Annotated in this window: 20 protein-coding genes; 14 read left to right on the forward strand and 6 right to left on the reverse strand. The window is 52.0% G+C overall.

Going from position 1 to position 25,306, the window contains the following annotated elements; all coding sequences use genetic code 11:
- Window positions 1–307 precede the first annotated feature (307 nt).
- On the forward strand, window positions 308–4,057 hold the full coding sequence (gene metH, locus DFR42_RS07140) for a methionine synthase (protein WP_110254305.1): 3,750 nt from the start codon (window positions 308–310) through the stop codon (window positions 4,055–4,057).
- Window positions 4,058–4,201: 144 nt separating this feature from the next.
- On the opposite strand, the gene DFR42_RS07145 is transcribed toward metH, so the two are convergent.
- From DFR42_RS07145 to DFR42_RS07155, 3 genes are all read right to left on the reverse strand, one after another.
- A complete protein-coding gene (locus DFR42_RS07145; RefSeq protein WP_110254306.1) occupies window positions 4,202–4,501 on the reverse strand; it encodes a hypothetical protein in 300 nt (99 codons plus the stop codon).
- A 167-nt stretch (window positions 4,502–4,668) separates the two neighbouring features.
- Window positions 4,669–5,268 carry a chalcone isomerase family protein gene (locus DFR42_RS07150; protein WP_110254307.1) on the reverse strand — a complete coding sequence of 200 codons (600 nt, stop codon included), beginning with the start codon at window positions 5,266–5,268 and terminating at the stop codon, window positions 4,669–4,671.
- Between the two features lie 145 nt (window positions 5,269–5,413).
- Window positions 5,414–8,296 carry a TonB-dependent receptor plug domain-containing protein gene (locus DFR42_RS07155; RefSeq protein ID WP_110254308.1) on the reverse strand — a complete coding sequence of 961 codons (2,883 nt, stop codon included), beginning with the start codon at window positions 8,294–8,296 and terminating at the stop codon, window positions 5,414–5,416.
- Between the two features lie 275 nt (window positions 8,297–8,571).
- Between DFR42_RS07155 and DFR42_RS07160 the strand changes: the two genes are divergently transcribed.
- From DFR42_RS07160 to DFR42_RS07185, 6 genes are all read left to right on the forward strand, one after another.
- Entirely contained in the window at window positions 8,572–9,531 is a 960-nt protein-coding gene (locus DFR42_RS07160) for a LysR family transcriptional regulator (protein WP_110254309.1), read from the forward strand.
- A gap of 104 nt (window positions 9,532–9,635) precedes the next feature.
- A complete protein-coding gene (locus DFR42_RS07165; RefSeq protein WP_110254310.1) occupies window positions 9,636–10,655 on the forward strand; it encodes a transporter in 1,020 nt (339 codons plus the stop codon).
- 52 nt (window positions 10,656–10,707) lie between these two features.
- On the forward strand, window positions 10,708–11,397 hold the full coding sequence (locus DFR42_RS07170) for a nitroreductase family protein (RefSeq protein WP_110254311.1): 690 nt from the start codon (window positions 10,708–10,710) through the stop codon (window positions 11,395–11,397).
- A gap of 62 nt (window positions 11,398–11,459) precedes the next feature.
- Window positions 11,460–11,924: a YybH family protein gene (locus tag DFR42_RS07175; protein ID WP_211324190.1), complete on the forward strand. Its 465-nt coding sequence runs from the start codon at window positions 11,460–11,462 to the stop codon at window positions 11,922–11,924.
- Window positions 11,925–12,149: 225 nt separating this feature from the next.
- Window positions 12,150–13,433, forward strand: coding sequence for an HD-GYP domain-containing protein (locus DFR42_RS07180; RefSeq protein WP_110254312.1), 1,284 nt, complete (start codon window positions 12,150–12,152; stop codon window positions 13,431–13,433).
- Window positions 13,430–15,826, forward strand: coding sequence for a sensor domain-containing protein (locus DFR42_RS07185; RefSeq protein WP_110254313.1), 2,397 nt, complete (start codon window positions 13,430–13,432; stop codon window positions 15,824–15,826). The genes DFR42_RS07180 and DFR42_RS07185 overlap by 4 nt, the downstream gene beginning before the upstream one ends.
- 80 nt (window positions 15,827–15,906) lie before the next feature.
- Here DFR42_RS07185 and DFR42_RS07190 read toward each other — a convergent pair whose 3' ends face one another.
- Window positions 15,907–16,668 (reverse strand): tetratricopeptide repeat protein, encoded by a 762-nt coding sequence (locus tag DFR42_RS07190; RefSeq protein WP_110254314.1) that lies wholly within the window; start codon window positions 16,666–16,668, stop codon window positions 15,907–15,909.
- A 155-nt stretch (window positions 16,669–16,823) separates the two neighbouring features.
- Between DFR42_RS07190 and DFR42_RS07195 the strand changes: the two genes are divergently transcribed.
- Together DFR42_RS07195 and DFR42_RS07200 are read left to right on the forward strand one after the other, a co-directional pair.
- Window positions 16,824–17,735 carry a methylglyoxal synthase gene (locus DFR42_RS07195; protein ID WP_110254315.1) on the forward strand — a complete coding sequence of 304 codons (912 nt, stop codon included), beginning with the start codon at window positions 16,824–16,826 and terminating at the stop codon, window positions 17,733–17,735.
- Between the two features lie 30 nt (window positions 17,736–17,765).
- A complete protein-coding gene (locus tag DFR42_RS07200; protein WP_245936874.1) occupies window positions 17,766–18,317 on the forward strand; it encodes a phage regulatory CII family protein in 552 nt (183 codons plus the stop codon).
- 6 nt (window positions 18,318–18,323) lie between these two features.
- On the opposite strand, the gene DFR42_RS07205 is transcribed toward DFR42_RS07200, so the two are convergent.
- Window positions 18,324–19,145: a DUF2314 domain-containing protein gene (locus DFR42_RS07205; protein ID WP_110254316.1), complete on the reverse strand. Its 822-nt coding sequence runs from the start codon at window positions 19,143–19,145 to the stop codon at window positions 18,324–18,326.
- A gap of 259 nt (window positions 19,146–19,404) precedes the next feature.
- Here DFR42_RS07205 and DFR42_RS07210 point away from each other — a divergent pair, with 259 nt between their 5' ends.
- The 3 genes from DFR42_RS07210 (at window position 19,405) to DFR42_RS29715 (ending at window position 21,781) form a co-directional block, all read left to right on the forward strand.
- Complete coding sequence (locus DFR42_RS07210; protein WP_245936875.1) at window positions 19,405–19,971, forward strand: chromate transporter; 567 nt, start codon at window positions 19,405–19,407, stop codon at window positions 19,969–19,971.
- Complete coding sequence (locus tag DFR42_RS07215) at window positions 19,971–20,567, forward strand: chromate transporter (RefSeq protein WP_110254317.1); 597 nt, start codon at window positions 19,971–19,973, stop codon at window positions 20,565–20,567. The genes DFR42_RS07210 and DFR42_RS07215 overlap by 1 nt, the downstream gene beginning before the upstream one ends.
- Before the next feature lie 344 nt (window positions 20,568–20,911).
- Window positions 20,912–21,781 (forward strand): hypothetical protein, encoded by an 870-nt coding sequence (locus tag DFR42_RS29715; RefSeq protein WP_110254318.1) that lies wholly within the window; start codon window positions 20,912–20,914, stop codon window positions 21,779–21,781.
- Between the two features lie 12 nt (window positions 21,782–21,793).
- Here DFR42_RS29715 and DFR42_RS07225 read toward each other — a convergent pair whose 3' ends face one another.
- Window positions 21,794–22,084 (reverse strand): hypothetical protein, encoded by a 291-nt coding sequence (locus DFR42_RS07225; protein WP_110254319.1) that lies wholly within the window; start codon window positions 22,082–22,084, stop codon window positions 21,794–21,796.
- Window positions 22,085–22,288: 204 nt separating this feature from the next.
- Here DFR42_RS07225 and DFR42_RS07230 point away from each other — a divergent pair, with 204 nt between their 5' ends.
- A complete protein-coding gene (locus tag DFR42_RS07230) occupies window positions 22,289–23,746 on the forward strand; it encodes an aminotransferase-like domain-containing protein (protein WP_110254320.1) in 1,458 nt (485 codons plus the stop codon).
- A gap of 182 nt (window positions 23,747–23,928) precedes the next feature.
- A complete protein-coding gene (locus DFR42_RS07235; RefSeq protein WP_110254321.1) occupies window positions 23,929–25,251 on the forward strand; it encodes a dicarboxylate/amino acid:cation symporter in 1,323 nt (440 codons plus the stop codon).
- The last annotated feature ends 55 nt before the right edge of the window (window positions 25,252–25,306 follow it).

Below are 25,306 nucleotides of genomic sequence, written 5' to 3' on the forward strand. Positions count from 1 at the left end.
GCCGTTTACGGCTGATGAGCAGCTTTTCCTGATTGCCAAATGCTCATTTGGTCTGACATTCGCGGCTGTTGATATTGCAGCAAATTGACAAAAACTTCTCTGCATTCATGAGCACTTTGCCATGACAAAAACCCGACAAGGATTTAGCTTTAGTACCCAAGCCCTTGATTTGACGTATAATTTACGCTTTCTTGCGCCGATTTGAGATTCAGATTGCGGGCGCGTAATAAGTGCTGCTAAAAGGACGTCGCCCGATCCGCCTGCACACACAAGCTGATCGGGTTTTGTTTTATTGCGAGTAAATATCATGACTACGACACTGCCTGTATCTGCCCTCGAAACCCGTTTGCGCGAGATTTTGCAAAAGCGCATCCTGATACTCGATGGTGCGATGGGCACCATGATACAGCGCTATAAACTGACAGAAGAAGATTATCGCGGCGAACGTTTCAAGGACTTTACAGGCCCCGAAACCGTGCGCGAACTTTTCGTCAAGGGCAATAATGAATTGCTGTCGCTGACCCAGCCGCATGTCATCGCCGAAATCCATGAGCAATACCTGGCAGCTGGTGCCGACCTCATAGAAACCAATACCTTTGGTGCGACAACTGTTGCGCAAGATGATTATCACATGGCGCATCTGGCCTATGAGATGAACGTCGCCTCGGCCAAAATCGCGCGCGCTGCCTGCGATAAATATTCAACACCGGACAAACCACGCTATGTAGCAGGTGCCCTGGGTCCCACGCCAAAGACAGCATCGATTTCACCCGATGTGAATGATCCCGCTGCGCGTAATGTCACTTTCGACCAGCTGGTTGCAGCCTATCTGGAACAAACCCGCGGCCTGGTTGAAGGCGGTGCCGATGTGCTGCTGGTCGAAACCATTTTTGATACGCTGAACTGCAAAGCCGCGCTGTTTGCCATCGACCAGTTTTTCGAAGAGACTGGCACCCGCCTGCCCATCATGATTTCTGGCACGGTAACCGATGCCTCTGGCCGTATCCTGTCTGGCCAGACCGTACCAGCATTCTGGAATTCGGTGCGTCATGCCAAACCGCTGACAGTGGGTCTGAACTGCGCCCTCGGTGCGGCCCTGATGCGCCCGTATGCAGAAGAATTGTCGAAGATTGCCGACACCTTCGTCTGTATTTACCCGAATGCCGGTTTGCCCAACCCCATGAGCGATACCGGCTTTGATGAATTGCCCGCCGATACCTCGGCCCTGCTGAAAGAATTTGCCGAAGCCGGTTTCATCAATATCGCCGGTGGCTGTTGTGGCACCACGCCTGACCATATCAAGGCGATTGCCGACATCCTGCGAAACAAGACCCCACGCGACATCCCGACCGTACCGCCAGCCATGCGCCTGTCTGGCCTGGAACCGTTCACGATTGATGAAAGCTCATTGTTCGTCAACGTGGGCGAACGTACCAATGTCACCGGCTCAAAAGCCTTCGCCCGCCTGATTTTGAATGAGCAATACGATGAAGCCCTGGCAGTGGCACGCCAGCAGGTAGAAAACGGCGCGCAAGTCATCGATATCAATATGGACGAAGCCATGCTGGATTCACTGGCAGCGATGACACGCTTCCTGAACCTGATCGCATCTGAACCTGATATCGCCCGTGTGCCTATCATGATCGACTCGTCGAAATGGACAGTCATCGAAGCGGGCCTGAAATGCGTGCAGGGCAAGGCCATCGTCAATTCGATTTCCATGAAAGAAGGCGAAGCAGAATTCCTGCGCCAGGCCACGCTGTGCAAGCGTTATGGCGCAGCCGTCATCGTCATGGCCTTTGATGAAAAAGGCCAGGCGGATACCTATGCACGCAAGGTGGAAATTTGCGAACGCGCCTATCGCCTGCTGGTGGATAAACTGGATTTTGATCCGCAAGACATTATCTTTGACCCAAATATTTTCGCGGTCGCCACCGGCATAGAAGAACACAATAATTACGCTGTCGATTTCATCGAAGCGACGGACTGGATACATAAAAACCTGCCCGGTGCCAAGATCAGCGGCGGTGTCTCGAATGTGAGTTTCTCTTTCCGCGGCAATGACCCTGCACGTGAAGCGATACACACAGTATTCCTGTACCACGCCATCAAGGCAGGTATGACCATGGGCATCGTCAATGCCGGTATGGTTGGCGTGTATAGCGAGCTGGATGCCGAGTTGCGCGAGCGTGTTGAAGACGTAGTCTTGAACCGTCGCGAAGACGCTACTGAGCGCATGATAGAAATTGCTGCCACCTTAAAAGCTGGCGGCAAGAAAGAAGAAGCGACGCTGGAATGGCGTAACGAACCAGTAGAAAAGCGCCTGGCCCATGCGATGGTGCACGGCATCACCAACTGGATAGTCGAAGATACGGAAGAAGCACGCGCTGCCATCATGGCCGACGGTGGCCGCCCTATCCAGGTCATTGAAGGCCCGCTGATGGCGGGCATGAATATCGTCGGTGACCTGTTCGGCCAGGGCAAGATGTTCTTGCCGCAGGTGGTGAAATCTGCCCGCGTCATGAAGCAGGCGGTGGCCCACCTTATCCCTTACATCGAAGAAGAAAAGAAGCGCAGCGGCGACAACAAGCCCAAGGGCAAGATTGTCATCGCCACCGTCAAGGGTGATGTGCATGACATAGGCAAGAACATCGTGACCGTGGTCTTGCAGTGTAATAATTTTGAAGTAGTCAACATGGGCGTGATGGTGCCCTGCTCAGAAATCCTGGCCAAAGCCAAGGCAGAGAATGCTGATATCATAGGCTTGTCTGGCCTGATCACGCCTTCGCTGGAAGAGATGGCTTATGTCGCCAAAGAGATGCAGCGCGATCCGCATTTCCGCATGCTCAAGATCCCGTTGCTGATCGGCGGCGCGACTACCAGCCGTGCGCATACTGCCGTCAAGATCGCCCCCAACTATGAAGGCCCGGTGGTGTATGTGGCCGATGCCTCGCGCTCAGTGTCGGTTGCGCAGTCGCTGCTGACGCCGGAGAGCCGTGACCAGTACATCGCTGACCTGGGTAGCGATTACGAACGTATCCGCACCCAGCATGCGAATAAAAAAGCCACGCCCATGGTCACGCTGGCGCAAGCCCGTGCAAACAAGATGAAAGTGGATTTTACTGGCAGCAATGCGCCGGTCAAACCCAAGTTCATCGGTCGCCGCCTGTTCAAAAATATTGACCTGGCGACGATTGCCAATTACATAGACTGGGGTCCATTCTTCCAGACCTGGGACCTGGCTGGTCCTTTCCCGGCGATATTGACCGATGAAGTCGTTGGCGAAGCCGCCACCAAGGTATTTGCCGAAGGCCAGGCCATGTTGAAGAAAATCATCGAAGGCCGCTGGCTGACGGCGAATGGCGTGGTCTCTTTATTGCCTGCCAATACCGTCAATGACGACGATATAGAAATCTACACTGACGACACACGCAGCCAGGTGGCCCTGACTTATTACGGCACGCGTCAGCAAACCGAGAAACCCATCATTGACGGTGTGCAAAGACCCAACCAGTGCCTGGCTGATTTCATCGCGCCAAAAGACAGCGGCATCAAGGACTACATAGGCATGTTCGCCGTCACCGCTGGCCTGGGCATAGAAAAGTATGAAAAGCGCTTTGAAGATGCGCATGATGACTACAGCAGCATCATGCTGAAGTCACTGGCCGACCGTCTGGCCGAAGCCTTTGCCGAATACCTGCATGAACGCGTACGTAAAGACCTGTGGGGTTATGTCGCTGATGAAGCCTTGAGCAATGAAGAGCTGATCAAGGAAAGCTACAAAGGCATACGCCCTGCCCCCGGCTACCCGGCCTGCCCGGAGCATACGGTCAAGACCGAGATGTTCAAGCAGATGCAGTGTGAAGAGATAGAGATGTATATCACTGAATCATGGGCCATGATACCGGGTGCAGCAGTATCGGGCTTTTACTTTGCCCATCCTGAATCCAAGTACTTTAGTGTAGGCAAGATCGCCGATGATCAGGTCACGGATATGGCAGGACGCCGTGGTGTGCCTAAGGAAGAAGTAGAACGCTGGCTGGCACCGAATTTGTAGAGCCTGCTGGAATCTGCAAAAAAGCTGCACTTACTGAGTATGTGCAGCTTTTATTTTTTAATTTAACGATGCGCTGAATTGGGCCTGCAAGTCCGCAAGCCAACTATTGGGCCGGACTAAGCTGGTATCAGTATTAAATCAGTATTAGCCCAGTTCCTTGATCACCAGATTGGTTAATTCACTGGCGACTGCAGTATCGAAACTTTCTTCCAATAAGCGCCACTTGAAGCTATTTCCCAACTGCGCTTTTTTATACACGTTGAGACGACGGTCTTTCTTGAATTCAACAACTTTAATTGCAAGCTGCTGCATTACTTTGTGCCGTTTCAGTACAGTTTTATCCTGCTTTTTTTTGGCGATCTCTACCGGCATTTCCGAAATGACAAACTCAGCTAGCTGAAAGCCAAATTCTTTTTCTTCTTTTGCATTAAACCAACTAAACATGGCAATCTTTCTACTTGTGATGAATCCCGGTTCGTGATCGACTTATCACATTTGTATTGCCGGGATGGTTTGCCCATGGGCGAAGAAGTTACATGCAACAATTATACTGAATCTTGTTATAGCCTCCTACTGTCATGCAGGCTGTAATTGTTTCAAGATGCATACGTTCAGGCTTTTCTGGCATCGATTTTCTCTCCCAGCAACTGCCGTTTCAGGCCTTCCTGCGCAGTATTCTCTCCCAGCCACAACTTCAGCAAGGCATTATAAAACATGGGATCGGGCAAGGCATCCATCGTCTTTTTGCCATTAATCATGATCACCGTGCCCGTATCCGGGAGCCAGTCCACCGTTAACTTGTCGCCTTTACGAAACTCGGGTACTTTGGAAAACATTTCGCCCAGACGTATCATCTGATCGATAAGCTTGCTTTTTTGCTCCTTGCCGACGTTGTGCTTCATGCCCTCCATGAAGTTTTGGCCAAATTTTTCTGCGCTGATATCGCGCAGCATGACTATTTGCATGCGTTTTGCTGTCGTCAGGCCCAGCACATCTGCTGCCTGGCTTTTTTTCTCGCTCAGATACAGGGCGGCGACAAAAACCTGGAAAATTGCCTTGGACCGCACGCCCGCACCATTTAACAACAAGTCCTGATTATCCAGGCGAATTTTATCTTCCAGCACTATTCCGCCGACCTCAGCAGCTCTGGCAGCAGATATCCCCAGGCTATGCATCAAGGCGATGAGCATTACATACAAAATTTTCTTCATGACGGCTACTCCAGGTAAACAACAGGCGAACTCAATACACTAGTGTATTGAGTTCGCCTTGTCAAATACCAGGAAGAAAAGCAGGAACGAAAAAAAACAGGGGCTTATGCCCCTGTTTTCTTGTATTGCTTAATCTTGAATCAGATTATTTGAATACATAACCCAGGTTCAGACGGAATGCACGGCCATAAGCATTGTGCAGGCTGTCGTTGTAACCACTGGTTGTGTAGCTGGAGCTAGGATCGTATGGTGCTTTGGAATCCAGAGCATTCAAAACGCGAACACCGATAGTCAGGTCTTTGAAACCTTTGTAGGTGTAGCCCAGATCAACTGTAGTCCAGCTGGAAACTGCGCAATCAGGTACATAAGTCAGGTACTTGGCAACACCACCCAGGGATGTTGCTGTTGCTGGCTGGCCGGAACCGTAGTGGCAATAAGACACTGGGTAAGTTTCTCCAGCATTGGTGTAACGCATCAGGGATACGCCGCCAACAAAGTTGATTGCACCGTTGACTGTATGCGCTTCTTTAGTCCAGGAAGAAGACAAAGTTGCACGCAGACGTGGAATGTCGCCAACGCTGGTGGAGAAGTTGGAAATACCACCACGTGTACCAACCAGGTTAGTTTCTGGATCACCCGGTTTTTCTGCACGACGGTATTCTATCGTGTAGGAAGTGCGGAAACGTGTATCCAGTTTACCGTTTTCAGCCAGGTTATTGCGCATTGCCATTTCTACGTCAACGCCACTCACAACCGTACTACCCTGGTTGATGTAGTTACGCAGCAAAGAAATCAACGGGCCGGAGTTAGGAACAACATTACCATTTTTGTCTTTGACAAAGTTGGCAGGGTTAGTGTCACGAACTACGGTACCTGGATAAGCATCCGGGTTGTTCAGGATCAGCGTGGAAGACAGGGCTGCAACTTCATCTTCCTTGCGGATGTTGTAGTAGTCAACCAGGATGTCGAAATCACGTGTAGGTGACAAGACCATGCCCAGAGAGAAGCTGCGTGAAGTTTCTGGCTTCAGATTAGGATTTTGACGGATCAAGGTCGAAATACTTCTGGAGCAATCTGTACTATCGCCGCCGGTCAGAGGCACTTTACCGTCAGGGCAGCGGATTGGATCAGCCAGGCCATTCAGGAAAGTCTGTGTACCGCCTGCAGTAACCTGTACCAGTGCTGGTGCGCGGAAACCTTGTGCATAAGTGGAGCGGAAAGCCAGTGCATCATTGACTGTCCATTTAGCGCCGACTTTTGGTACGAAATTGGTTTTGAAGCTAGGATATTTATCCACACGGCCAGCAAAATCCATTTCAAAGTTTTTCAGGAACGGTGTACGCACTTCAACGAAAGCGGAAGTAACGTTACGTTGACCCTGGATGAACTGGTTAGCCAGACCCAGAATCTGACCGGAGCTGGTCAAGTTGTCTGGTGTCAAAGTCATTTTTTCCTGACGGAATTCAACACCGGAGGCAAAACCGATAGCGCCACCTGGCAAGCTGCCGAATTCTGTGCTGGCTTTGAAATCAGCCTGAGCGATTTCAGCAACACCAACGCTCTTCAGTTGACGGCTCAGGTTAGGCTGTTTGGCAACATCTGCCAGGGACATGTTCTGAGTAATCAGCTTTTGAACTTCAGGCAACAACAGGAAGCCATTGGAAATGTCTGTACGCTCGGAACGGTTCCACAATACGCCAGTTTCCCAATCCCAGCTCTTGAAACTGCCTTTCAGGCCAGATGCAAAGCGCAGGGACTCATTGGAAGTATTGGTGCCACCAGCAACATTTTCAAAACGGTACACAACCGCTGCGCGGCTGGTAGGGAATGGATTGTCAGGGTGACCTACAGGCAGGATAGCCTGGAATGGTGTACCCGCGCCAGACAGGGCAAATGCTGTGGATGGCGTGCGGCCATCGATAGTACGGGAACCACCAGTGTAGTCACGGTCTGTCTTGGTATAGGCTACTTCAGCAAAAGCAGACAACGTGTCATTGATCTGATAGATGCCGCGTGACATGGCGCTAAAGTCCTGGCCTGCGCCTTGTACTTCAGCAAAATCATCCAGATTGTAGTTACAGAACTGACGACCATACAATGCGCTGGTAGTAGCGATATTGTATTGTGCGCCACCAGTGATCAGGCGGGATGGATCGCAATTGGTGCGGTTAACCACGTTGGCATCATTGGCAGTAAAGAAGGTATTGCTGCCTGGTGTACGTTCACGGTAAAAGAAAGGCTGGTTACTGGCGAAGCTGGAATAAGGCGACAGACGGTTATTGAGCGTGCTGTACAGATCTTTTTCTACGTCGTTGGCATCTTTGATGGAAACACGGTCACGCTTGGAGAGTTCTGCACTTACTGTGACGTTGTAGCCATCTTGTGCATAGTTACCAAAACCGGCAAAACCACTGATGCTTTTTTTCTTGAACTGATTGTTATCATTCGCACCGATGCTGGCGTTCATTTGCACGCCCTGGTAATCGCTCTTGGTGATGAAGTTGATAACACCGGCGATAGCATCAGAGCCGTACACGGCAGATGCACCATCCTTGAATATCTCTACGCGTTCCAGCATGGACAAAGGAATGCTGTTGATATCGTACAGTGTGGATTGACCCTGATTTGGATTGGCGTAAGCCGATGGCGTCATGCGACGGCCATTCAACAAGATCAAGGTAGAGCTGGAGCCCAGGCCACGCAGGGAAGCTGTTGCTACACCACGGGAGAAACCGCCATCGACTGCATCGAATGCGCCGCCACTGCCGAGAGCAGGGATAGTGCGCAGCAATTCAGCAACCGTGGTCGCACCACTTTGGCTGATATCTTTTGCCGACAGAGTCTGGATAGGAGAAGTACCTTCTTTATCAATACGCTTGATGTGGGAACCAGTCACTTCAATTTTTTGAATTTTTTCTGCCGGGTCAGCCTTGACTGTCTGCGCTTGTGCGCTGATCAGCATACCGCCAGACAACATAGCCAGTGCCAGCTTGACAGCGTAGGCACATTTCTTCTCTTGATAAAACATCCAGAATCTCCTTGGTGAATCATGAACAGGTTCAAACCGCTAACACCGCAATACGGCACAGTTCCTGTGAACTGAGTTGCCATATCGCTGTCGAACCAAAGTGCTGCGTAACAAGTTGCCTACCGTTCAGCCCAGAAAAACCATGAAAAATTGCTACATATCACAGACAAATCAAGACCGACGAATTGATACAATTTGTTGCATCACTGTATGATCCCATTACAATTTCATTACCGTCCAATGAGAAATTAAGGAAAAAGTATATAATTATCGTTATGATTGATACCTTACCCATAGAAAAGTATTTCGCCCGACAACTCAAGATCAAGCACCTGCGCTTACTCGTAGAACTGGCTGACAAGCAGACAGTTGCTCAGGTTGCGGCCACCTTGCATGTCAGCCAGCCAGCCGTTTCCAAGATGCTTGGAGAAATGGAGGAAGGGATAGGTGTCAAGTTATTTGAACGTGCTGGACGTGGTATAAAACCAACACCTTCTGGTGAATGCCTGATACGGCATGCCCGCGAAGTATTATTTAATTTACAAAAAGCCCATCAGGAAATGCGTTCTCTTGCCACTGGTACAGTCGGCAAGGTGACTGTCGGCATCCTGAGCGTGGTGTCCACTACCATTATTCCCAAGGCAGTCAAGATACTTAAGGCTAGCTGGCCCAATGTGACCTTGTGCATCATGGATGGCACGGTAGACCAGCTATTGCAGGAATTACGCGAAGGCAAGATAGACCTCATCATAGGCCGGGTGTTTTCAGAACGTGCGGCCGAACATTTACAGGAAGAAGTCTTGTATGACGACCCTCTGGTCATCGTTACGTCCAGCAAGAACCCGCTGGCGCGCCGCGATAACCTGACCTGGATGGATTTGAACAACCTGCCCTGGATTTTGTCGGTAGAAGAATCACCAACCCACCAGCGCATGATCAATCTGCTGGCCAAGAACGGCTTGAACAAACCCACAGATGTCATTGAGTCGGTCTCAAGGTCAGTCAACGTGCCCTTGCTGATGGAACCTCCGCGCCTGGGCTTGTTGTCATTGTCGGCTGCCCGTCAGCTGGTAGCTGAAGGTGTCCTGCAAATCCTGCCTTTGAACCTGGGCCACCTGCCCAGCCCGGTAGGCATGATCTGGACCAAGACCCGGCCTTTGTCCCACGCTGCATTGACCTTCCAGGATTGCATACGACAGGCATCGCAGTCATACAAGAACATGCTGATCAGCTAATAAGCTGATTAGCTGACTGTCTGAGCAGCTTACAGTGAAATTTGCCAGGCATGAACATGCTTGGCTGATTTACAATATGCCCAGTTTCTTCGCCTGGACAGTCAATGCAAACAGAACACTTATCGTATGGTTCAGATCAGTCAGGACTGATTTGTGGATATGTCTTTGCACCGGAGCAGCCCGGCAAAACCCTGTACACCAAGGAAGCCATAGAGTGGCTGCAGTCCAGGCAGCATGTCAGTGACGATACTTTCATCTGGCTGCATTTCAATTTATCCAATGTCGCTGCAGAGAAATGGCTGCATGAACATGCCGCCCTGCCCGAAGAATTTTTTGAAACCCTGCATGAAGGCTCACGCTCCACCCGCATTGAACATGCCGACCACAGTCTGATCGCCGTGGTCAATGATGTCTTGCACGACTTTGCCTTTGAAGCCTCGGATATTGCCACCTTATGGCTCAATGTCGGCAGCAATGTCATGATCAGTGCGCGGCGCAAACCCCTGAAGTCGGTAGACAGGCTGCGCAATGCCGTCAACCAGGGTGAGCACTTCAGTTCACCGACAGAATTACTGACCCATTTATTGCGCGACCAGGCCGATGTGCTGATAGGCATAGTGCGCAATATCATCAAGAAAATCGACGATATCGAAGACCATTTGCTGGCAGATCGTCTTAATCATAAACGGGCCAACCTGGGTGAGTTACGCCGTGTCCTGGTGCGCCTGCAAAGATTGCTGGCACCTGAACCTGCCGCCCTGTTTCGCCTGCTGCAAAGACCACCGGTATGGGTGGCTGAGCGCGATGTCCAGGAACTGCGCCAGTCGACTGAAGAATTTGCCGTGGTCCTGAGTGACATGGCATCACTGCAAGAACGCATCAAGCTCTTGCAGGAAGAAATTGCCGCCAGCGTCAATGAACAAAACAACCGCTCCCTGTTCGTGCTGACCATCGTGACGGTGCTGGCGCTGCCCATTAACATCATCGCCGGTTTGCTGGGCATGAATGTAGGTGGTATCCCGCTGGCCCAGCATGAAGATGGGTTCTGGATCGTGGTAGCCATCGTCGCCACCTTTACCGTCATTGCGGGCTGGCTGGCATTCAGAAAAAACCGTAAGGATTAATTAAGTCTCTCTCTTGCAGCACCCTGCCCACCCAACTTGACAGGAATTAGCCATGAGCAAACTTTCGTTCAATCAAGGATCACCACAGTTTATCCCGCTGTCGACTTACCAGTCTTACCCTGAAACTGAAATGCTGGAACGCGCGCAAAGCTTTTACCAGGATATGAAGCGGCGCAAGACCATACGCGAATTCTCGAATCGCCCGGTGCCGCGTGCAGTCATAGAAACCTGCTTGCTGACGGCGGGTACAGCGCCTTCCGGCGCGAATCATCAGCCCTGGCATTTTGCTGTTGTCACAGACACCGCACTCAAGCACAAAATACGGGTGGAAGCCGAGATAGAAGAGCGCGAGTTTTATGAGCGCCGTGCGCCCCAAGAATGGAAAGACGCACTGGCACCACTGGGCACGGATGCTGACAAGCCTTTTCTGGAAACCGCCCCTTATCTGATCGCCATCTTTGGTCAAAAGGCCACCATGATGGATGATGGCAGTGCCGTCAAAAATTACTATGTGCCTGAGTCAGTATCGATTGCCACCGGCTTCCTGATCTCTGCCCTGCATCATGCGGGTCTGGCAACGCTGACACATACGCCCAGCCCCATGGGTTTCCTGAACCAGTTGCTGCAAAGACCGGACAATGAAAAGCCTTATATCTTGCTGGTGGTTGGCTATCCGGCAGAGGATTGCATGGTGCCGAATATACAAAAGAAGCCACTGGACCAGATAGCCAGCTTCTTTTAAGCGCCCTGGCTTGCCATCAACTTAGCGCTTATCCACTTGTCATTTACTTGCTGAGGTGTCCCATGCGTCGCTTTTTGTCAGTCTCATTGTCCATGTTATTTATCGCCACCAGTTTGCTGGCCAGCCAAGCCTATGCAGCAGGTGAACATGCGGAGCTGGTCAGACAAGTCATGCAAACTGAAACTGCTTTCGCCAAAACCATGGAAGCCCGCGACCACAAGGCCTTCGCCGAATTTTTAGCTGATGAAAGCATTTTTTTCTCTGGCAAAAAGGTCTTGCATGGCAAGCAGGAAGTGGCAGCAGCGTGGAAGCGTTTTTATGAAGGGTCTGCAGCGCCATTCTCATGGACACCGGAGACCGTGGAAGTACTGGATTCCGGCAAGCTGGCCCTCAGCAGTGGGCCAGTACGCGACCCGCAAGGCAAGCTGGTCGCCACTTTCACGTCGATCTGGCGGCAAGAAAGTCCTGGCGTCTGGCGTATTATTTTCGACAAGGGCAATGATGTCTGTGACTGCGTAAAACCGTGAATAAAACAGGAAAAACTGGCTTATATCGCAAAAAATGCGCTAATAAAGACAGAAATCGCATGTAAATAAGACGTAAACCCCACAGTCAGCCTGAATTGTAGAGAGGCTGGTAAAAAGCTGATGTAACATGGAATCAGAGATGGCTGGTGGCCCGACGAGAACACCGTACACTGACGCCAGCACTGCAATTTTTGCTCAAACGCCGCATTTCCGGAAACCGGTGTCATGACTGACCTTCATACACAGTTTATTGAGCTGAGCCAGCTACGCATAGGCATGTTTGTCTATCTTGACGTGGGCTGGATGGATCACCCCTTCCCGGTGTCTAATTTCAAAATCAGCAACGAAGGACAGATCGAGACCATACGCTCGCTGGGCCTGGAACGCATACGCTATGCGCCCGACAAAAGCAGCCCTGGTCCAGATGCCAGAAAAAATGAGACCCAGGATCTGCAAGAAAACAAAGTCACCGAAAGCCCTGGCGCTTTTGCTGCCAGACAAAGACGGGAATTGCTGGCCAACCAGCAAGCCAGCCTGCAAGTCTGTGAACGGCAATTCAGCCATGCTGCACAAACCTTCAAGCAAGTCACAGAACTTGTGCATTCCCAGCCTGCCCAGGCAAAGGAATTGACAGAACAACTGATACAGGGGTTTCTCGGTGAAATCCTGGGGGAAGACGAAGCCGCAATACGTCTGCTGTCAGAAAAAGCAGGTGAAAAAACTTCGCTGCATTCCATTAATGTGACCGTCATCTCGCTCTTGCTGGGGCGGGCACTGCATCTCAGCAAGGCCGACATGCTGGACCTGGGCGTGGCCACCATGCTGCATGACATAGGCAAGATGGAATTGCCAGACCGCCTGCGCTGGCAGGATGAACATTTCAATCACGCCGAGCGCCAGCTTTACCATGAGCATGTCTTGCACAGCCTGGCAATGGCGCGCAAGATGGGTTTATCGGCCAATGTCTTGCTGGCGATTGCCCAGCATCACGAACACGCCGATGGCACGGGTTATCCCAGCCATGTGCAGGGCGATAAACTGAGCGCCATCAGCCGTATTGTCGCTCTGGTCAATCATTACGATAATCTTTGCAATCCGGCCAATCCAGCGTTTGCCGTTACGCCGCATGAAGCCCTGTCGCAGATTTTTACCCAGCACAAACCGCGTTTTCATGCCCCTACCCTGACTGCCTTCATACGCATGATGGGGATTTACCCGCCTGGCTCGGTAGTGCAATTAACCGATGAACGTTATGCCATGGTGGTGTCGGTCAATTCTGCCCGCCCAATCAAGCCCAAGGTGGTCATCCATAATTCTGCCATCCCGCGTGACGAAGCACTGGTCATCAATCTGGAGCATGAAAATACCCTGTGCATACACCGTAGTCTGAAGCCGCTGCAATTGCCCAAGGCAGCCTATGATTATCTGTCGCCACGCAAACGTCTGTGCTATTTCTTTGAACGTGGTCTGGAGGTCGAGCAACGTACGGAAGATGGAGCCGTGGCATGAAGGCACATCCCTGGCAATCGATGATAGAAGGTTTGCTGGAAGCCATTATCCTGGTCGACCCCATACAATTGCGCATAGTCGCCGCCAACCAGGCCATGCACCATTTGCTGCAGCTTGCCTCAGGCAGCTTACTGGGCAGGGGCATCATAGACCTGGCAGCAGCACCGGAAGATGTGTTTTTCTGGGAAGATGTTGCCGCCGGTCTGTCCGAGAATATCCATTCTGAAACCATGCTCAAGCGTGCTGATGGCAGCATAGTCCAGGTGGAAAGACGCGTCACCCTGGTGAGGGTGGGGCTGGATAGCTCGGTCTATCTGGTGGCCATCAATGACCATTCCAGCCAGCGCCAGGTGGAAAATGAGCTGGAAAAACTGATCGCTGAACTGCGCGCCACGCTGGAATCCACGGCAGACGGCATACTCGTTACCGACCTTGATGGCGCCATACGCAGCTATAACCACTTGTTTGCTGAATTGTGGGGCCTGCCAGATGATTTACTGACCCAGCGCGACGACGTCGCCATTTATGCCTGGATGGATAAATGCATGCTCGATGCCCATCAATATGAAGAACGCCTGGGCACCATCAGCCGCTCGCCCCTGATGGAAGCTACCGATGTACTGATCCTGCGCTCAGGCAAGATACTGGAAAGAGTCACCCTGCCGCAATATGCACGCGGCCGCCCGATAGGACGTGTGTATTCTTACCGCGATATCACCCAGCGCCTGGCTGATGAGGCACGTTTGCGCCTGGCGGCCAAAGTGTTTGAATCGAGTACTGATGCGATTTTCATTACAGATGCCGAACAAAAAATCGTCACCACCAATCCCAGTTTCGAGCGGCTCAGCAGTTACACCGAAAAAGAAATGCTGGGCAAGACGCCAAGGGAGTTTTTTTCTGAAGAAGGCAATGCAGTCCAAGTTGAAAACCTGCTCAAGGAACTCGACAATCTCGGCTTTTGGGAAGGAGAACTCTGGAACAGGCGCAAGAATGGCCATGCCTATCTGTGCATGATCTCGCTGGTCAAGGTCCAGGATGAGTTTGGGGCGGCCCTGAACTACATAGGCTTTTTCAAGGACAGGACAGAAACCCATACTGCCAAGCAAAGGATAGAAGAACTGGCTTTCCTGGATGTGCTGACTGGTTTGCCCAACCGGCTGTTGCTGGAAGAGCGCATACGGCAAGCCATTACCCTCTCCAGCCGGAATAACTCCAGCTTTGCCCTGCTCTTCCTCGACCTTGACCATTTCAAGCAAATCAATGATTCCCTCGGCCACCCCTTTGGTGACCGCGTCTTGCAGCAAGTGACGGAGAGATTGAAAAAATGCATACGCCAGGTGGATACTGCGGCGCGTCTGGGTGGTGACGAATTTGTCTTGCTGCTGCATGAAGCGAATGCCGAGGGAGCAGAAATTTGCGCCCGGCGGGTGCTGGAAGAATTATCTGCGCCGTTTGCACTCGATGGCATGCATTTCACCGTCACCGCCAGCATAGGCATCGCCCTGTATCCTGATGATGGCAATAGCATGGCAGACCTGATCAAAAATGCCGACAGCGCCATGTACCATGTCAAGGAAAGAGGTCGTTCCGACTTCCGCTTTTACCAGCGCCAGATGAATATAGGCTTGCTGTCACGCATGAAACTTGATCATGCCATGCGCCAGGCCCTGGAACACCAGTTGTTCCGCCTGCATTACCAGCCGCAGGTGGAACTGGCGACTGGCAGACTGCTGGGGGTGGAAGCCTTGCTGCGCTGGACGGACAAGGATCTGGGTGAGGTCAGCCCGGTGCAGTTCATCCCCGTGGCTGAAGAATCCGGTGTCATTGTCCCCATAGGTAACTGGGTCATGCAAACTGCCATACGTCAGGCAGCCAAATGGAACCGCGATGGCAATTCCTTGCGGGTAGCCATCAATGTCTCTGCACTGCAATTTCAGCAAGCCAATTTTGTCGACAGCATAGCCGCGGCCTTGCATGAAAATGATTTACAGCCGCATTGCATAGAACTGGAACTCACCGAATCCATCCTCATCAAGGATGTTGAAGATGCATTGAAAAAACTGGAATCCCTGGCAGCACTGGGTGTCAAGCTGGCGATTGATGATTTTGGTACGGGTTATTCCAGCCTTAGCTACCTGAAACGCTTCCCCATCTACAAGCTCAAGATAGACCGCTCTTTCATCGGCGATTTACCCGGTGATGAAAGTGATGTTGCCATCGTCACAGCCATCATCCATCTGGCCCACGCCCTGAAATTGCGCGTCATTGCCGAGGGAGTGGAAACCGAAAGACAGCGCGAATTTCTCCAGCAGCAGCAATGCGATGAAATGCAGGGTTACCTGTTTTCGCAAGCCATGTCGCCAGAAGAACTTGAGCAGCGCTATTTGCGCTGAATAAAAAAACGCCGCATTAAGAAATGCGGCGCGGGGGCATGCTCTTCAACGAGCCGCCAATGTAGTCGTCTGTAGCTACCTCAGAAATGCGTTCTCCAATAACGGGAGTCATCACGGATTTCAGCAATTTGTTCTGTGGTCAGCTCATTACTGACCAATTCACGGCTATCCATGGCCTTGCTACCAACTTTCACGCTGGCTTTCAATAAATAACGGTAACCGGTCAGCATGTCACGATCTACCCCGTCACCATGCAGATAGCGCAAACCCATTTGAAACTGGGCGGTAGACAAGCCCTGATCAGCAGCCAGCATTTCCCAGTGAGCAGCCTGGTCTGTGTTTTTTTCTATCCCTGCACCATCCTGATACGCCAGGGCCAGATGATGCTGGGCGCTGGCATTGCCTTGTTGCGCAGCTTGCTGATACCAGAATACCGCTTCTTCAGGATTGGGTTCCACACCCTTGCCAGTGGCATACATATAACCAAGTGCCAGCTGGGCCGAAGTCAGCCCCTGCAAGGCAGCGCGGCGAAACAGTTTGAAGGCCAGGCTTTCATCCGCATCCACGCCTTCACCTGTCAGGTACAAGACGCCCAGATTGGCTTGTGCACCTGCATGGCCCTGGTCAGCTGCCTGCTCCAGCCAGTAAGCGGCTTCTTGTACATTTTGCAGGTCTGCATCCGGTTCCAGATATAGCAAACCCAGCATATTTTGCGCCTGAGTGTCGCCTAGCAGCGCCCAGCGCCTGACTTGCATTTCATCGTCAAGATCATCATCACCCAGAGCCGAAGCGCAGGTCAGCATGATCATGAGCACCATCATCAGATGTCGCCATTTTTTCATTTTTATCCTCACCTGTTTTACTGCGTGTACAGAATGCTACGCCTTCAATACTGCCTGCGTGTGTCTCGACTGTTGGATTAGGTAACAAAATGTAGCCTGCAGGCTGCCTGCGCAGACAGTCTGGGGGTAAACTAGGGCACATTTCCCCACCCGCCATGAAAGCAGATGCCGTGACCGCCACCAAAAAGCTACGCATAGGACTGATTGCCAACCGTTCACACCAGGATGCTACCAATTCTGCCCTGGTGCAGCTCTTGCATGGCGCAGGCCCGGCACTCCAGCATCTGCAGGCAGAAATGGTCATCGTCGGGCGCACACTGGATGCGATTATTTCACATGGTCTGATAGATAGCTGCCCCACTGTCGAGCGATTTCCCTATGGCCGTGAAGGCGGCCTGATGAAACTGGTATCGCGAGTGGTCGACAAAGACCCTGCCCGCGCGGTCGATGCAGTCATTTATCTCATTGATCCGGTTGACCCTTCTTCGGTTTTTCCGGAAGCCCAGGCACTCAAGCGCCAGTGCGTAATCCACCGCAAACCCTTCCTGGCGACCCTGGCCAGCGCGAGGGAATGGCTGGAACTGGAAGCCACGGCCACAGGTGCAGCCATAGACAGCAAGCTGAACCCCGCTTTTGAATTAAGCCAGGAAGGCATAGCCCTGATCGCCCATGATGCAATGAAGGAAAGCATACTAGTCATGGCAGAAAAGCATTTTGATCTGCTGGACAGCTTTGGCTACCGTTATGCGACAGGCACCACAGGTGGCTTGCTGAACCAGCTGGCGCAAAAAATCAAGGGCGCAGAGGCAGGTAAAAACTGGGTAACACCTTATTTGTCCGGCCCCTTGGGTGGTGATGCGCAACTGGCAGAGCTGGTGCTGGACAGGCAGATACGCCGTATTCTCTTCCTGGAGGACCCGCATGTCGCCCGCCAGCATGAAGCCGACATACAATTACTGGAGCGCGCAGCCCGCACCGTCTGTGATTATGCACAGGTCATCAGTGAAGTCAGTGGCGCAGACCGCTGGCTGACATTGCTGACGCAAAGGATAGCGGCCCAGACCTGAACCCCGCCCATAGGTATCTCAGTTGTATCTATGGAAATATTGTCTGGCTCTCTGTACAATCCTTCCAGCTTAAAAATCAATCAGGAATTCAGTATCATGACACGCAAATATTCAGATATGAACCAGCACGACGCCTTGTACAAGATTGCGCGCGCCTATCCTGGTGGCCTGGAGGCTTTGTCTGTCCGTATGGGTGTTTCGGTGAATGTCTTGCGTAACAAGCTGGCCCCGGGCATAGAAACGCATTACCCCTCCTTTGAAGAACTGTCCATCATCATCGAGTTTTGCCAGGATGCCGGCGTCAAGGATGCCCATCTGCCCCTGCATGCCTTATTGAGCCGCCACGGCATGGCGGCTTTTTCCATCCCTGAGCCGCATGAAATCCGTGAAGATGACTTGTCGCAAACCGTGTGCCGCGTCATGAGCCGGGTAGGTGATGTGGCAGAGGCTGTCTCAACTGCCTTGCTGGATGGCGTGATTACCGATGCAGAAGCTGACCTGATAGAGAAAGAATTCCAGAGCGCCCTGACAGTGCTGGGCGAATGGCGCGCCCGCATACGGGCGCATCACAGGCAAGGGTAATATCTATTAGTGCAGCTTTTTTTCCAGGAAAGCCACTATCCTGGGCCAGCCTATTTTACGGGCCAGATCAAGCGCTGTTTCCCCCATGGGATTGACCGCATCAAGCTCGGCACCATGCTTGACCAGCAAGGTCACGGGAGCAAGATTGCCCGCCAGCGCGTCTTTTTGCAGCAGGGTCCAGCCATTTTCATCAACACTGCGGGCGAACGAAGGGTCATCACGCAAGCCCTCGTCCATTTTCTCGACCATGTTTTCACTCATGGGATGTTCCGGCAAATCTCCGGTATTCACCACGGCTACCGGTTCTTTCTTGCTTAGCAGGCCAGACAGGAAACCCTTTTTTTCCGGCTGCTGGGCAGGCACGATGAGCACTTCACCGGGCTTGCCAAAATCCAGTCCCCAGGCCTGATCATGGTCGGCACGTTCTGAGTCTGACATGTCCTGACGCATGACGTCTATGCTGAACCCGCCATACACCTTGCCAGCTATCGTATACATCCAGTCACCGATATCGGCCAGTGTCACGCTGACCGGATCACCGGCAGCGATGTTGTCACACCACTGGGGTGAATTCAGCAAGGTACCGGAAATGGTTTGGCCATCAAACTGTATGTCATTCACCCACATATGTTCGACCCCGGGCTCGTCCCCCTCAGAGTCACATGGGAATGCCACTTTGACAGCAGCCAGGCCAAGACCAGGAATAATGCGGCGGTATTCCCAGGACAATTCACGCCAGAAGTATTTAAACGTAGACTGGGCCTGTTCTGCCGCAGCCTGCATGGCCGCGCTTTCGCCTGCAAACATGACTATCTTGCTTTCACTCATGATCTTGCCCCCTGAAATAATAAAGACTGTAGCGCAAGCAGGCAGACAAACAAGCAAGCGCAGGACTTGGTTTCAAATGATACAAGTTCTTACCCTTTGTGCAAGATGAGCTTCACAGAGAGCCAGCTACACATTGGAAATTGGAGACTGTCATTGGAGATTGTAACTGGGGAAAGACAGAGATTTGCCCAGCAGCATTTTCTCTGCTGCTTTACAATGTAAGCCTGCCTCCATGCCCAGCCAACAGGCTGCTACCATCATGTCTACAGAACTTGCTAGCCAGCGACCCAGATCCCTGGCGGATTTGTATATCTCTTTTACTCTGCTGGCATTGCAAGGATTTGGCGGTGTACTCGCCGTAGTCCAGCGTGAACTGGTAGAAAAAAAACGCTGGTTGACGATGGAAGAGTTTGTCGAAGACTGGGCCGTCGCCCAGATTTTGCCAGGCCCTAATGTGGTGAATTTGTCGCTGATGATAGGTCACCGTTATTTTGGTTTTGGTGGTGCCATGGCAGCACTGGCGGGCATGTTGTCGGTTCCCCTGCTGATCGTCCTTATCCTGGCAATCGTGTACGCCCAGTTTGCCCAGCATCCTGAAGTGATTGGTGCCTTGCGCGGCATGAGTGCAGTCACCGCTGGCCTGATCATTGCCACTGGCCTCAAGCTGGTGCCTGCCCTGAAAAATAACCCGCTTGGCCGTACCGTCTCCCTGATCTTCAGTGCATTGTGTTTTGTCGGCATTGCCTACTTCCGCCTGCCACTGGCTTATGTCTTGTTCAGTCTTGGTGTCATCACTTGCGCCATTGTCTACTGGAGGCTGAAATAATGTCCAACAGCTTACCCAGTGTGTTACTCGTCAGCATGAACTGGCATGACTGGCTGCAATTATTTTTGCACTACATGATGCTGTCACTGCTGTCGATAGGCGGGGCGATTTCCACCCTGCCCGACATGCATCGCTACCTGGTGGTACAGCAGAACTGGCTGACCGATGCACAATTCAATGCCTCGGTGGCAATAGCCCAGGCCGCCCCTGGCCCGAATGTCCTGTTCATTGCCCTGCTGGGCTGGAATGTGGGCATGAATGCCGGTGGCATGTGGACAGGTTTGCTGGGTGTATTCATCACCATGACGGGCATACTCGTGCCCAGCACCACCCTGACCTATGTCGCCGCCAGCTGGGGCCACGCCAACCGGGAACTGCGCAGCGTGCGGGCATTCAAGCTGGGCATGGCGCCGATAGTGATAGGTTTGTTGGTGGCAACTGGCTGGATCATGGCTGCCTCGCATGACCAGGCCAGCAAGGACTGGCCCTTGTGGCTGATGACCGTGGTCTGCACCATTGTTGTCTGGCGTACCCGCCTGCATTTGCTGTGGTTGCTGGCAGGCGGCGCCTTGCTGGGCTGGTTTGGCCTGATCTGAGTTTGCGGCTTATCGTTCCCTTACAGCAACCTATTTCAGGCCGCGACGAAACAAATGTTTGCCCGGGACTGTCCATCCCCCAACAGAGGCAGCGGCATGTAAATTTTCTTTACCTGTTTGTAAGCAGTTGTGGGCAAACATGGCTGTTTTGCATGCATCCCCCTCGTCAATCACGGCAAATAAGCTTAGTTAACTGAATTTTTCCTGAACCACTTATTGCATTTTTCAATTTCGATAACATAATCAAGTTAAGCAATAGGTTAACAGACAATCTTTGTTACAGGATCAGGCATAGTTTGAGGTATGCTTGCCACCTTGAAATTCTGCACCGGTTCATATAGTCCATGAAGTTGAGCATAGAAGCGCCTGAGGATGAAGTTGCCCTGCCGGGCGAAATTCATTTACATATCCGGTTTCGCCCTGCAAATATGTTCGGCATCCTGCTGGCCTTGCTGGTCCACGCGCTTTTGCTATATTTCTTGCTGAACATGAGTGCAGTAAAGAAAAAACTGGAAAATGCAGGCATATCTGCCCCTATCGTCTTGCTCATGGAAAAGGCAGCGCCAGCATCCAAGGCCCCCAAGCAGGCAACTGCGCCCAAGAAAGAAAAAGCACAGTCCAAGCCTGTGCGCATACCGCCATCCAAAAACGCGATTACCCAGCCCAAGGCGCCACCGCCTTTGCCGACCAATGATTCGCCAGTTCCGCAACCACCGCCACCGGTGGCAAACAATGTGCCGCCTGAAATGGATATGATGGCCCTGGCCAATGCTGCCCGTGAACGCCGCCGTGCCGCAGAACAGGCAGCAGCCCAGGAAAATGAAGGCGCCCGTCAGGCGGGTCGTGGCATGACACCGCAAGAAGTGGCAGAAGCCAATGTCAAGCGCAGCATGCAACAGGCTGCCAACCGTAATGGTGGCAGTGGTGTGTTTGAACTGGGAACAGTAGGCACACGGGTAGCCAGTTTTTCTTTCCGTGGCTGGAATACCCGCATCGTGGCTACTGGCGGCAAACAGTCTTTTGAAGTTGATGCAGGCCTGGGTGGCGATGTACGCCTGGCAGTAGTTCGTCGCATGATAGAAATCATACGCATGGAATACAAGGGCGACTTCAACTGGGAATCCAGGCGGCTTGGCCGCGTCGTGGTCAGGTCTGCCCGCATCGAGGATTCAGCAGAGCTGGAAAGCTTTTTGCTGAAAGAGTTTTTCCCCTAACTCTGCTAATCCTTAACGGGATGGCCCCCAGACCGACATAAGAACATGCCACCAGCGTCGAGCTGGTTCTGGCCTTTGCACCAGCAAATCGCAAGCCTTTAGAGCATGCAACTCTACCCAGCCACCATGCTCCGTGTGATAAACACTGTCCGCGTCCAGCACGGTATCTGCCTGCCAGGCCCACCCTTCCAGAAATTGCGGCAAGGCGATCAGGCGTAACTTCCCTGTCTTTACATATAAAGTGCTGCCTGCTGTTAACAGACAGTGCATGCTCTGGTCTTGCCTGATGCTGCTGCTATGCATGATGATGCTCCTGAAAAATACCTGCGAAACTGCTGGAAAATGGATGAAAAAGCAGGTTTCAGGATAGGCCTTGCAGAGGAACCTGCACAGACACAGAAAATAGTCATCTGTATCGCATCAGACAGTTAATTCAGAATCTGTTATTGTATCGTTAGCCCTTAACTGTATCTGTGCAGCCTCTCACTGGCATTTCATCATAGACCTATGCAAAACCTACCTCTCTACAAGCAACTGGCCGATCATTATCTGAATGCCATCCGTTGTGGCACCTTGAAACTAGGTGACCGTATGCCTTCGGTGCGCAAGCTCATGCATGTGCATGGTGTCAGCCTGTCAACTGCCTTGCAGCTATGCCGTCAGCTGGAAACCGAAGGCTGGCTGGAGGCGCGCCCTCGCTCCGGTTATTTTGTGCGGCAGCCAAGGCGGGTGCGCCTGATACCGGCGCAGGAACCGACCATAGGCAAGATCATTGACCCGGCGCAGTTTGTCGGTATTCATGAAAAGGTGTCTGAAATCATCGCCCAGGGCCAGCGTCAGGTGAAATGCAATCTGGCGCGGGCGACTGGTGGCCCTGCCCTTTACCCGCACCAGCAATTGCGCAGCCTGACCGTCAGCACCTTGCGCCGCTATCCAGAACTGCTGACCAAGACAATTACGCCGGGTGGTAACCGTGAACTCAAAGCGGCACTGGCCAAGCGCGCACTCGACTCTGGTATCAGTACCTCCGCTGACCAGGTCATCATCACCAATGGCTGTATCGAGGCCCTGAACCTGGCCTTGCGTGCGGTGGCGCAGGCGGGTGATGTCATCGCTGTCGAGTCGCCAACTTTTTATGGTCTCTTGCAAGTGCTGGAAAGCCTGGGCATGAAGGCGCTGGAAATACCGACCAGCCCAAGCACCGGTATTTCTGTTGAAGCGCTGGAACTGGCAATGCGCACCTATGACAATATCAAGGCAGTCGTAGTGGTGCCGCATTTACAAAATCCCCTGGGCAGCATGATGCCTGACCAGCACAAGCAAAAACTGGTGGCACTGTGTGAAAAACAGGGAATACCGCTGATAGAAGATGACTCTTACAGCGCACTCGCTGATGGCGACAAAATACCGACTGCATTGAAACAATGGGACCATAGCGGCAACGTGATTTACTGCGCGTCGGTACACAAAATACTTGCGCCCGGCATGCGCGTAGGCTGGATACTGGCGGGTCGCTGGCAAGAGCGCGTTAACATGCTGAAGTATGCGCACACACGTTATAACGAAGAATTGTCACAGATAGTCACAGCGACTTTTTTACTGTCGTCAGCTTACGACAGACACCTGCGGAAACTACGTAGTAGCCTCGCCGTGCAAAGAGAAAAAATGGCAGAAGCGATTGCCACTTATTTTCCCGAAGGCACGCGCGTGACCATGCCAGCCGGTGGTGTTTCCTTGTGGGTGGAAATGCCGGCAGGCACTTCATCGCGCGCGGTTTTTGATGCGGCGCTAGAGGAGAGCATCCTGGTTTCGCCAGGTTTGATGTACTCCAATTCAAATCGTTTTGATCATTTTTTGCGTATCAATTGCGGCATGCCTTATACCCAGGATCTGGACGATGCCATGCGTTTATTGGGTCGCATTATTCAGCATCAGGCTTCTTCAAAGCAACACATTGCCGCATAAAATTCTACATAAAATTCTGCGTAAAACGCTGCATAATTTTTGAGCACTGTGGAAAGCCACAATTGTGGCTGCTCCACGCATTTTCCATAATGGCTGCACTGACGGAGAAAAAAATTCCGCAACGTGCTCGCCATTATGATTTCATGCAGGCGAGACTTTCTACCATCCAATGGAGACCAAGGATGAAAGCTCAAGCCTTCTACAAATCCCTGTATTTTCAAGTCATCACCGCCATCGCTCTTGGTGTGATGCTTGGCCATTTTTATCCCGAATCCGGCGCTGCCATGAAACCTCTCGGTGATGGCTTCATCAAGCTCATCAAGATGATGATTGCACCGATCATTTTTTGTACCGTGGTGGTTGGTATCGCCGGTATGGAAGACATGAAAAAAGTTGGCAAAACCGGTGGCATGGCACTGCTGTATTTTGAAGTTGTCAGCACCCTGGCACTGATCATCGGCCTCATCATCGTCAACCTCGTGCAACCTGGTGCAGGCATGCATATCGATGTGCATACGCTTGATACCAAGGGCATCGCTGCCTTTGCTGGTCCTGGCAAAATGCAGACCACGACAGAGTTCCTGATGGCCATCATCCCTACTACTTTCACCGACGCTTTTGCCAAGGGTGAGATACTGCAGGTCTTGCTGATCTCCATCTTCTTTGGTTTTGCTCTGCATCGTTTTGGCGGTCGCGGCACGCTGGTGTTTGACCTGGTCGAAAAATTCTCCCACGTGTTGTTTGTCATCGTTGGCTACATCATGAAAGTAGCTCCTATTGGTGCCTTTGGTGCGATGGCTTTCACGATAGGTAAGTATGGCGTCGGTTCGCTGGTGCAGCTCGGTTTCCTGATGGCGACCTTCTACGCAACCTGCCTGATTTTCATCTTCGTGGTGCTCGGTGCTATCGCCAAGGTACATGGGTTCAGTATCTGGAAATTCATCAAGTACATCAAGGAAGAATTGCTCATCGTCCTCGGTACTTCTTCTTCAGAATCAGTATTGCCACGCATGATGGCCAAGCTGGAAAACCTGGGTGTAAAAAAATCCGTGGTTGGCCTGGTGATCCCTACTGGCTACTCTTTTAATCTGGATGGCACTTCCATCTACCTGACCATGGCTGCGGTATTTATCGCCCAGGCCACAGATACACCAATGACTCTGATGCAGCAAATCACTTTGCTGGCAGTCTTGTTGCTGACATCCAAGGGTGCGGCGGGTATCACAGGCAGTGGCTTTATCGTGCTGGCGGCAACATTGTCTGCGGTTGGTGGCGTACCAGTTGCAGGCCTGGCGTTGATACTTGGTATAGACCGCTTCATGTCAGAAGCACGTGCATTGACGAACCTGATCGGCAATGGTGTCGCTACTGTGGTGGTTGCCAAATGGGGTAATGATGTGGATACCGTCAAGATGCAAAGACGTTTGAATAATGAAACGGTGGAAGAAGCAGAAGACCCTGAACTCTTGATGGACACTGCATCCATGCATACAGCAGTACGCTAAAGTTTGAGCGGGCTTCAGGCAAACAAAAAAGCGGACCTCGAGTCCGCTTTTTTCA

This window comes from Undibacterium pigrum, assembly GCF_003201815.1.
In the GTDB taxonomy this organism is placed as follows: Bacteria; Pseudomonadota; Gammaproteobacteria; order Burkholderiales; family Burkholderiaceae_D; genus Undibacterium; species Undibacterium pigrum.

What these genes read in the sequence shown, in the direction of transcription:
- metH (WP_110254305.1), top strand. Translation starts at nt 308, where the DNA reads ATGACTACGACACTGCCTGTATCTGCCCTCGAAACCCGTTTGCGCGAG.
- DFR42_RS07145 (WP_110254306.1), bottom strand. Translation starts at nt 4,501, where the DNA reads ATGTTTAGTTGGTTTAATGCAAAAGAAGAAAAAGAATTTGGCTTTCAG.
- DFR42_RS07150 (WP_110254307.1), bottom strand. Translation starts at nt 5,268, where the DNA reads ATGAAGAAAATTTTGTATGTAATGCTCATCGCCTTGATGCATAGCCTG.
- DFR42_RS07155 (WP_110254308.1), bottom strand. Translation starts at nt 8,296, where the DNA reads ATGTTTTATCAAGAGAAGAAATGTGCCTACGCTGTCAAGCTGGCACTG.
- DFR42_RS07160 (WP_110254309.1), top strand. Translation starts at nt 8,572, where the DNA reads ATGATTGATACCTTACCCATAGAAAAGTATTTCGCCCGACAACTCAAG.
- DFR42_RS07165 (WP_110254310.1), top strand. Translation starts at nt 9,636, where the DNA reads ATGCAAACAGAACACTTATCGTATGGTTCAGATCAGTCAGGACTGATT.
- DFR42_RS07170 (WP_110254311.1), top strand. Translation starts at nt 10,708, where the DNA reads ATGAGCAAACTTTCGTTCAATCAAGGATCACCACAGTTTATCCCGCTG.
- DFR42_RS07175 (WP_211324190.1), top strand. Translation starts at nt 11,460, where the DNA reads ATGCGTCGCTTTTTGTCAGTCTCATTGTCCATGTTATTTATCGCCACC.
- DFR42_RS07180 (WP_110254312.1), top strand. Translation starts at nt 12,150, where the DNA reads ATGACTGACCTTCATACACAGTTTATTGAGCTGAGCCAGCTACGCATA.
- DFR42_RS07185 (WP_110254313.1), top strand. Translation starts at nt 13,430, where the DNA reads ATGAAGGCACATCCCTGGCAATCGATGATAGAAGGTTTGCTGGAAGCC.
- DFR42_RS07190 (WP_110254314.1), bottom strand. Translation starts at nt 16,668, where the DNA reads ATGAAAAAATGGCGACATCTGATGATGGTGCTCATGATCATGCTGACC.
- DFR42_RS07195 (WP_110254315.1), top strand. Translation starts at nt 16,824, where the DNA reads ATGAAAGCAGATGCCGTGACCGCCACCAAAAAGCTACGCATAGGACTG.
- DFR42_RS07200 (WP_245936874.1), top strand. Translation starts at nt 17,766, where the DNA reads ATGGAAATATTGTCTGGCTCTCTGTACAATCCTTCCAGCTTAAAAATC.
- DFR42_RS07205 (WP_110254316.1), bottom strand. Translation starts at nt 19,145, where the DNA reads ATGAGTGAAAGCAAGATAGTCATGTTTGCAGGCGAAAGCGCGGCCATG.
- DFR42_RS07210 (WP_245936875.1), top strand. Translation starts at nt 19,405, where the DNA reads ATGTCTACAGAACTTGCTAGCCAGCGACCCAGATCCCTGGCGGATTTG.
- DFR42_RS07215 (WP_110254317.1), top strand. Translation starts at nt 19,971, where the DNA reads ATGTCCAACAGCTTACCCAGTGTGTTACTCGTCAGCATGAACTGGCAT.
- DFR42_RS29715 (WP_110254318.1), top strand. Translation starts at nt 20,912, where the DNA reads ATGAAGTTGAGCATAGAAGCGCCTGAGGATGAAGTTGCCCTGCCGGGC.
- DFR42_RS07225 (WP_110254319.1), bottom strand. Translation starts at nt 22,084, where the DNA reads ATGCATAGCAGCAGCATCAGGCAAGACCAGAGCATGCACTGTCTGTTA.
- DFR42_RS07230 (WP_110254320.1), top strand. Translation starts at nt 22,289, where the DNA reads ATGCAAAACCTACCTCTCTACAAGCAACTGGCCGATCATTATCTGAAT.
- DFR42_RS07235 (WP_110254321.1), top strand. Translation starts at nt 23,929, where the DNA reads ATGAAAGCTCAAGCCTTCTACAAATCCCTGTATTTTCAAGTCATCACC.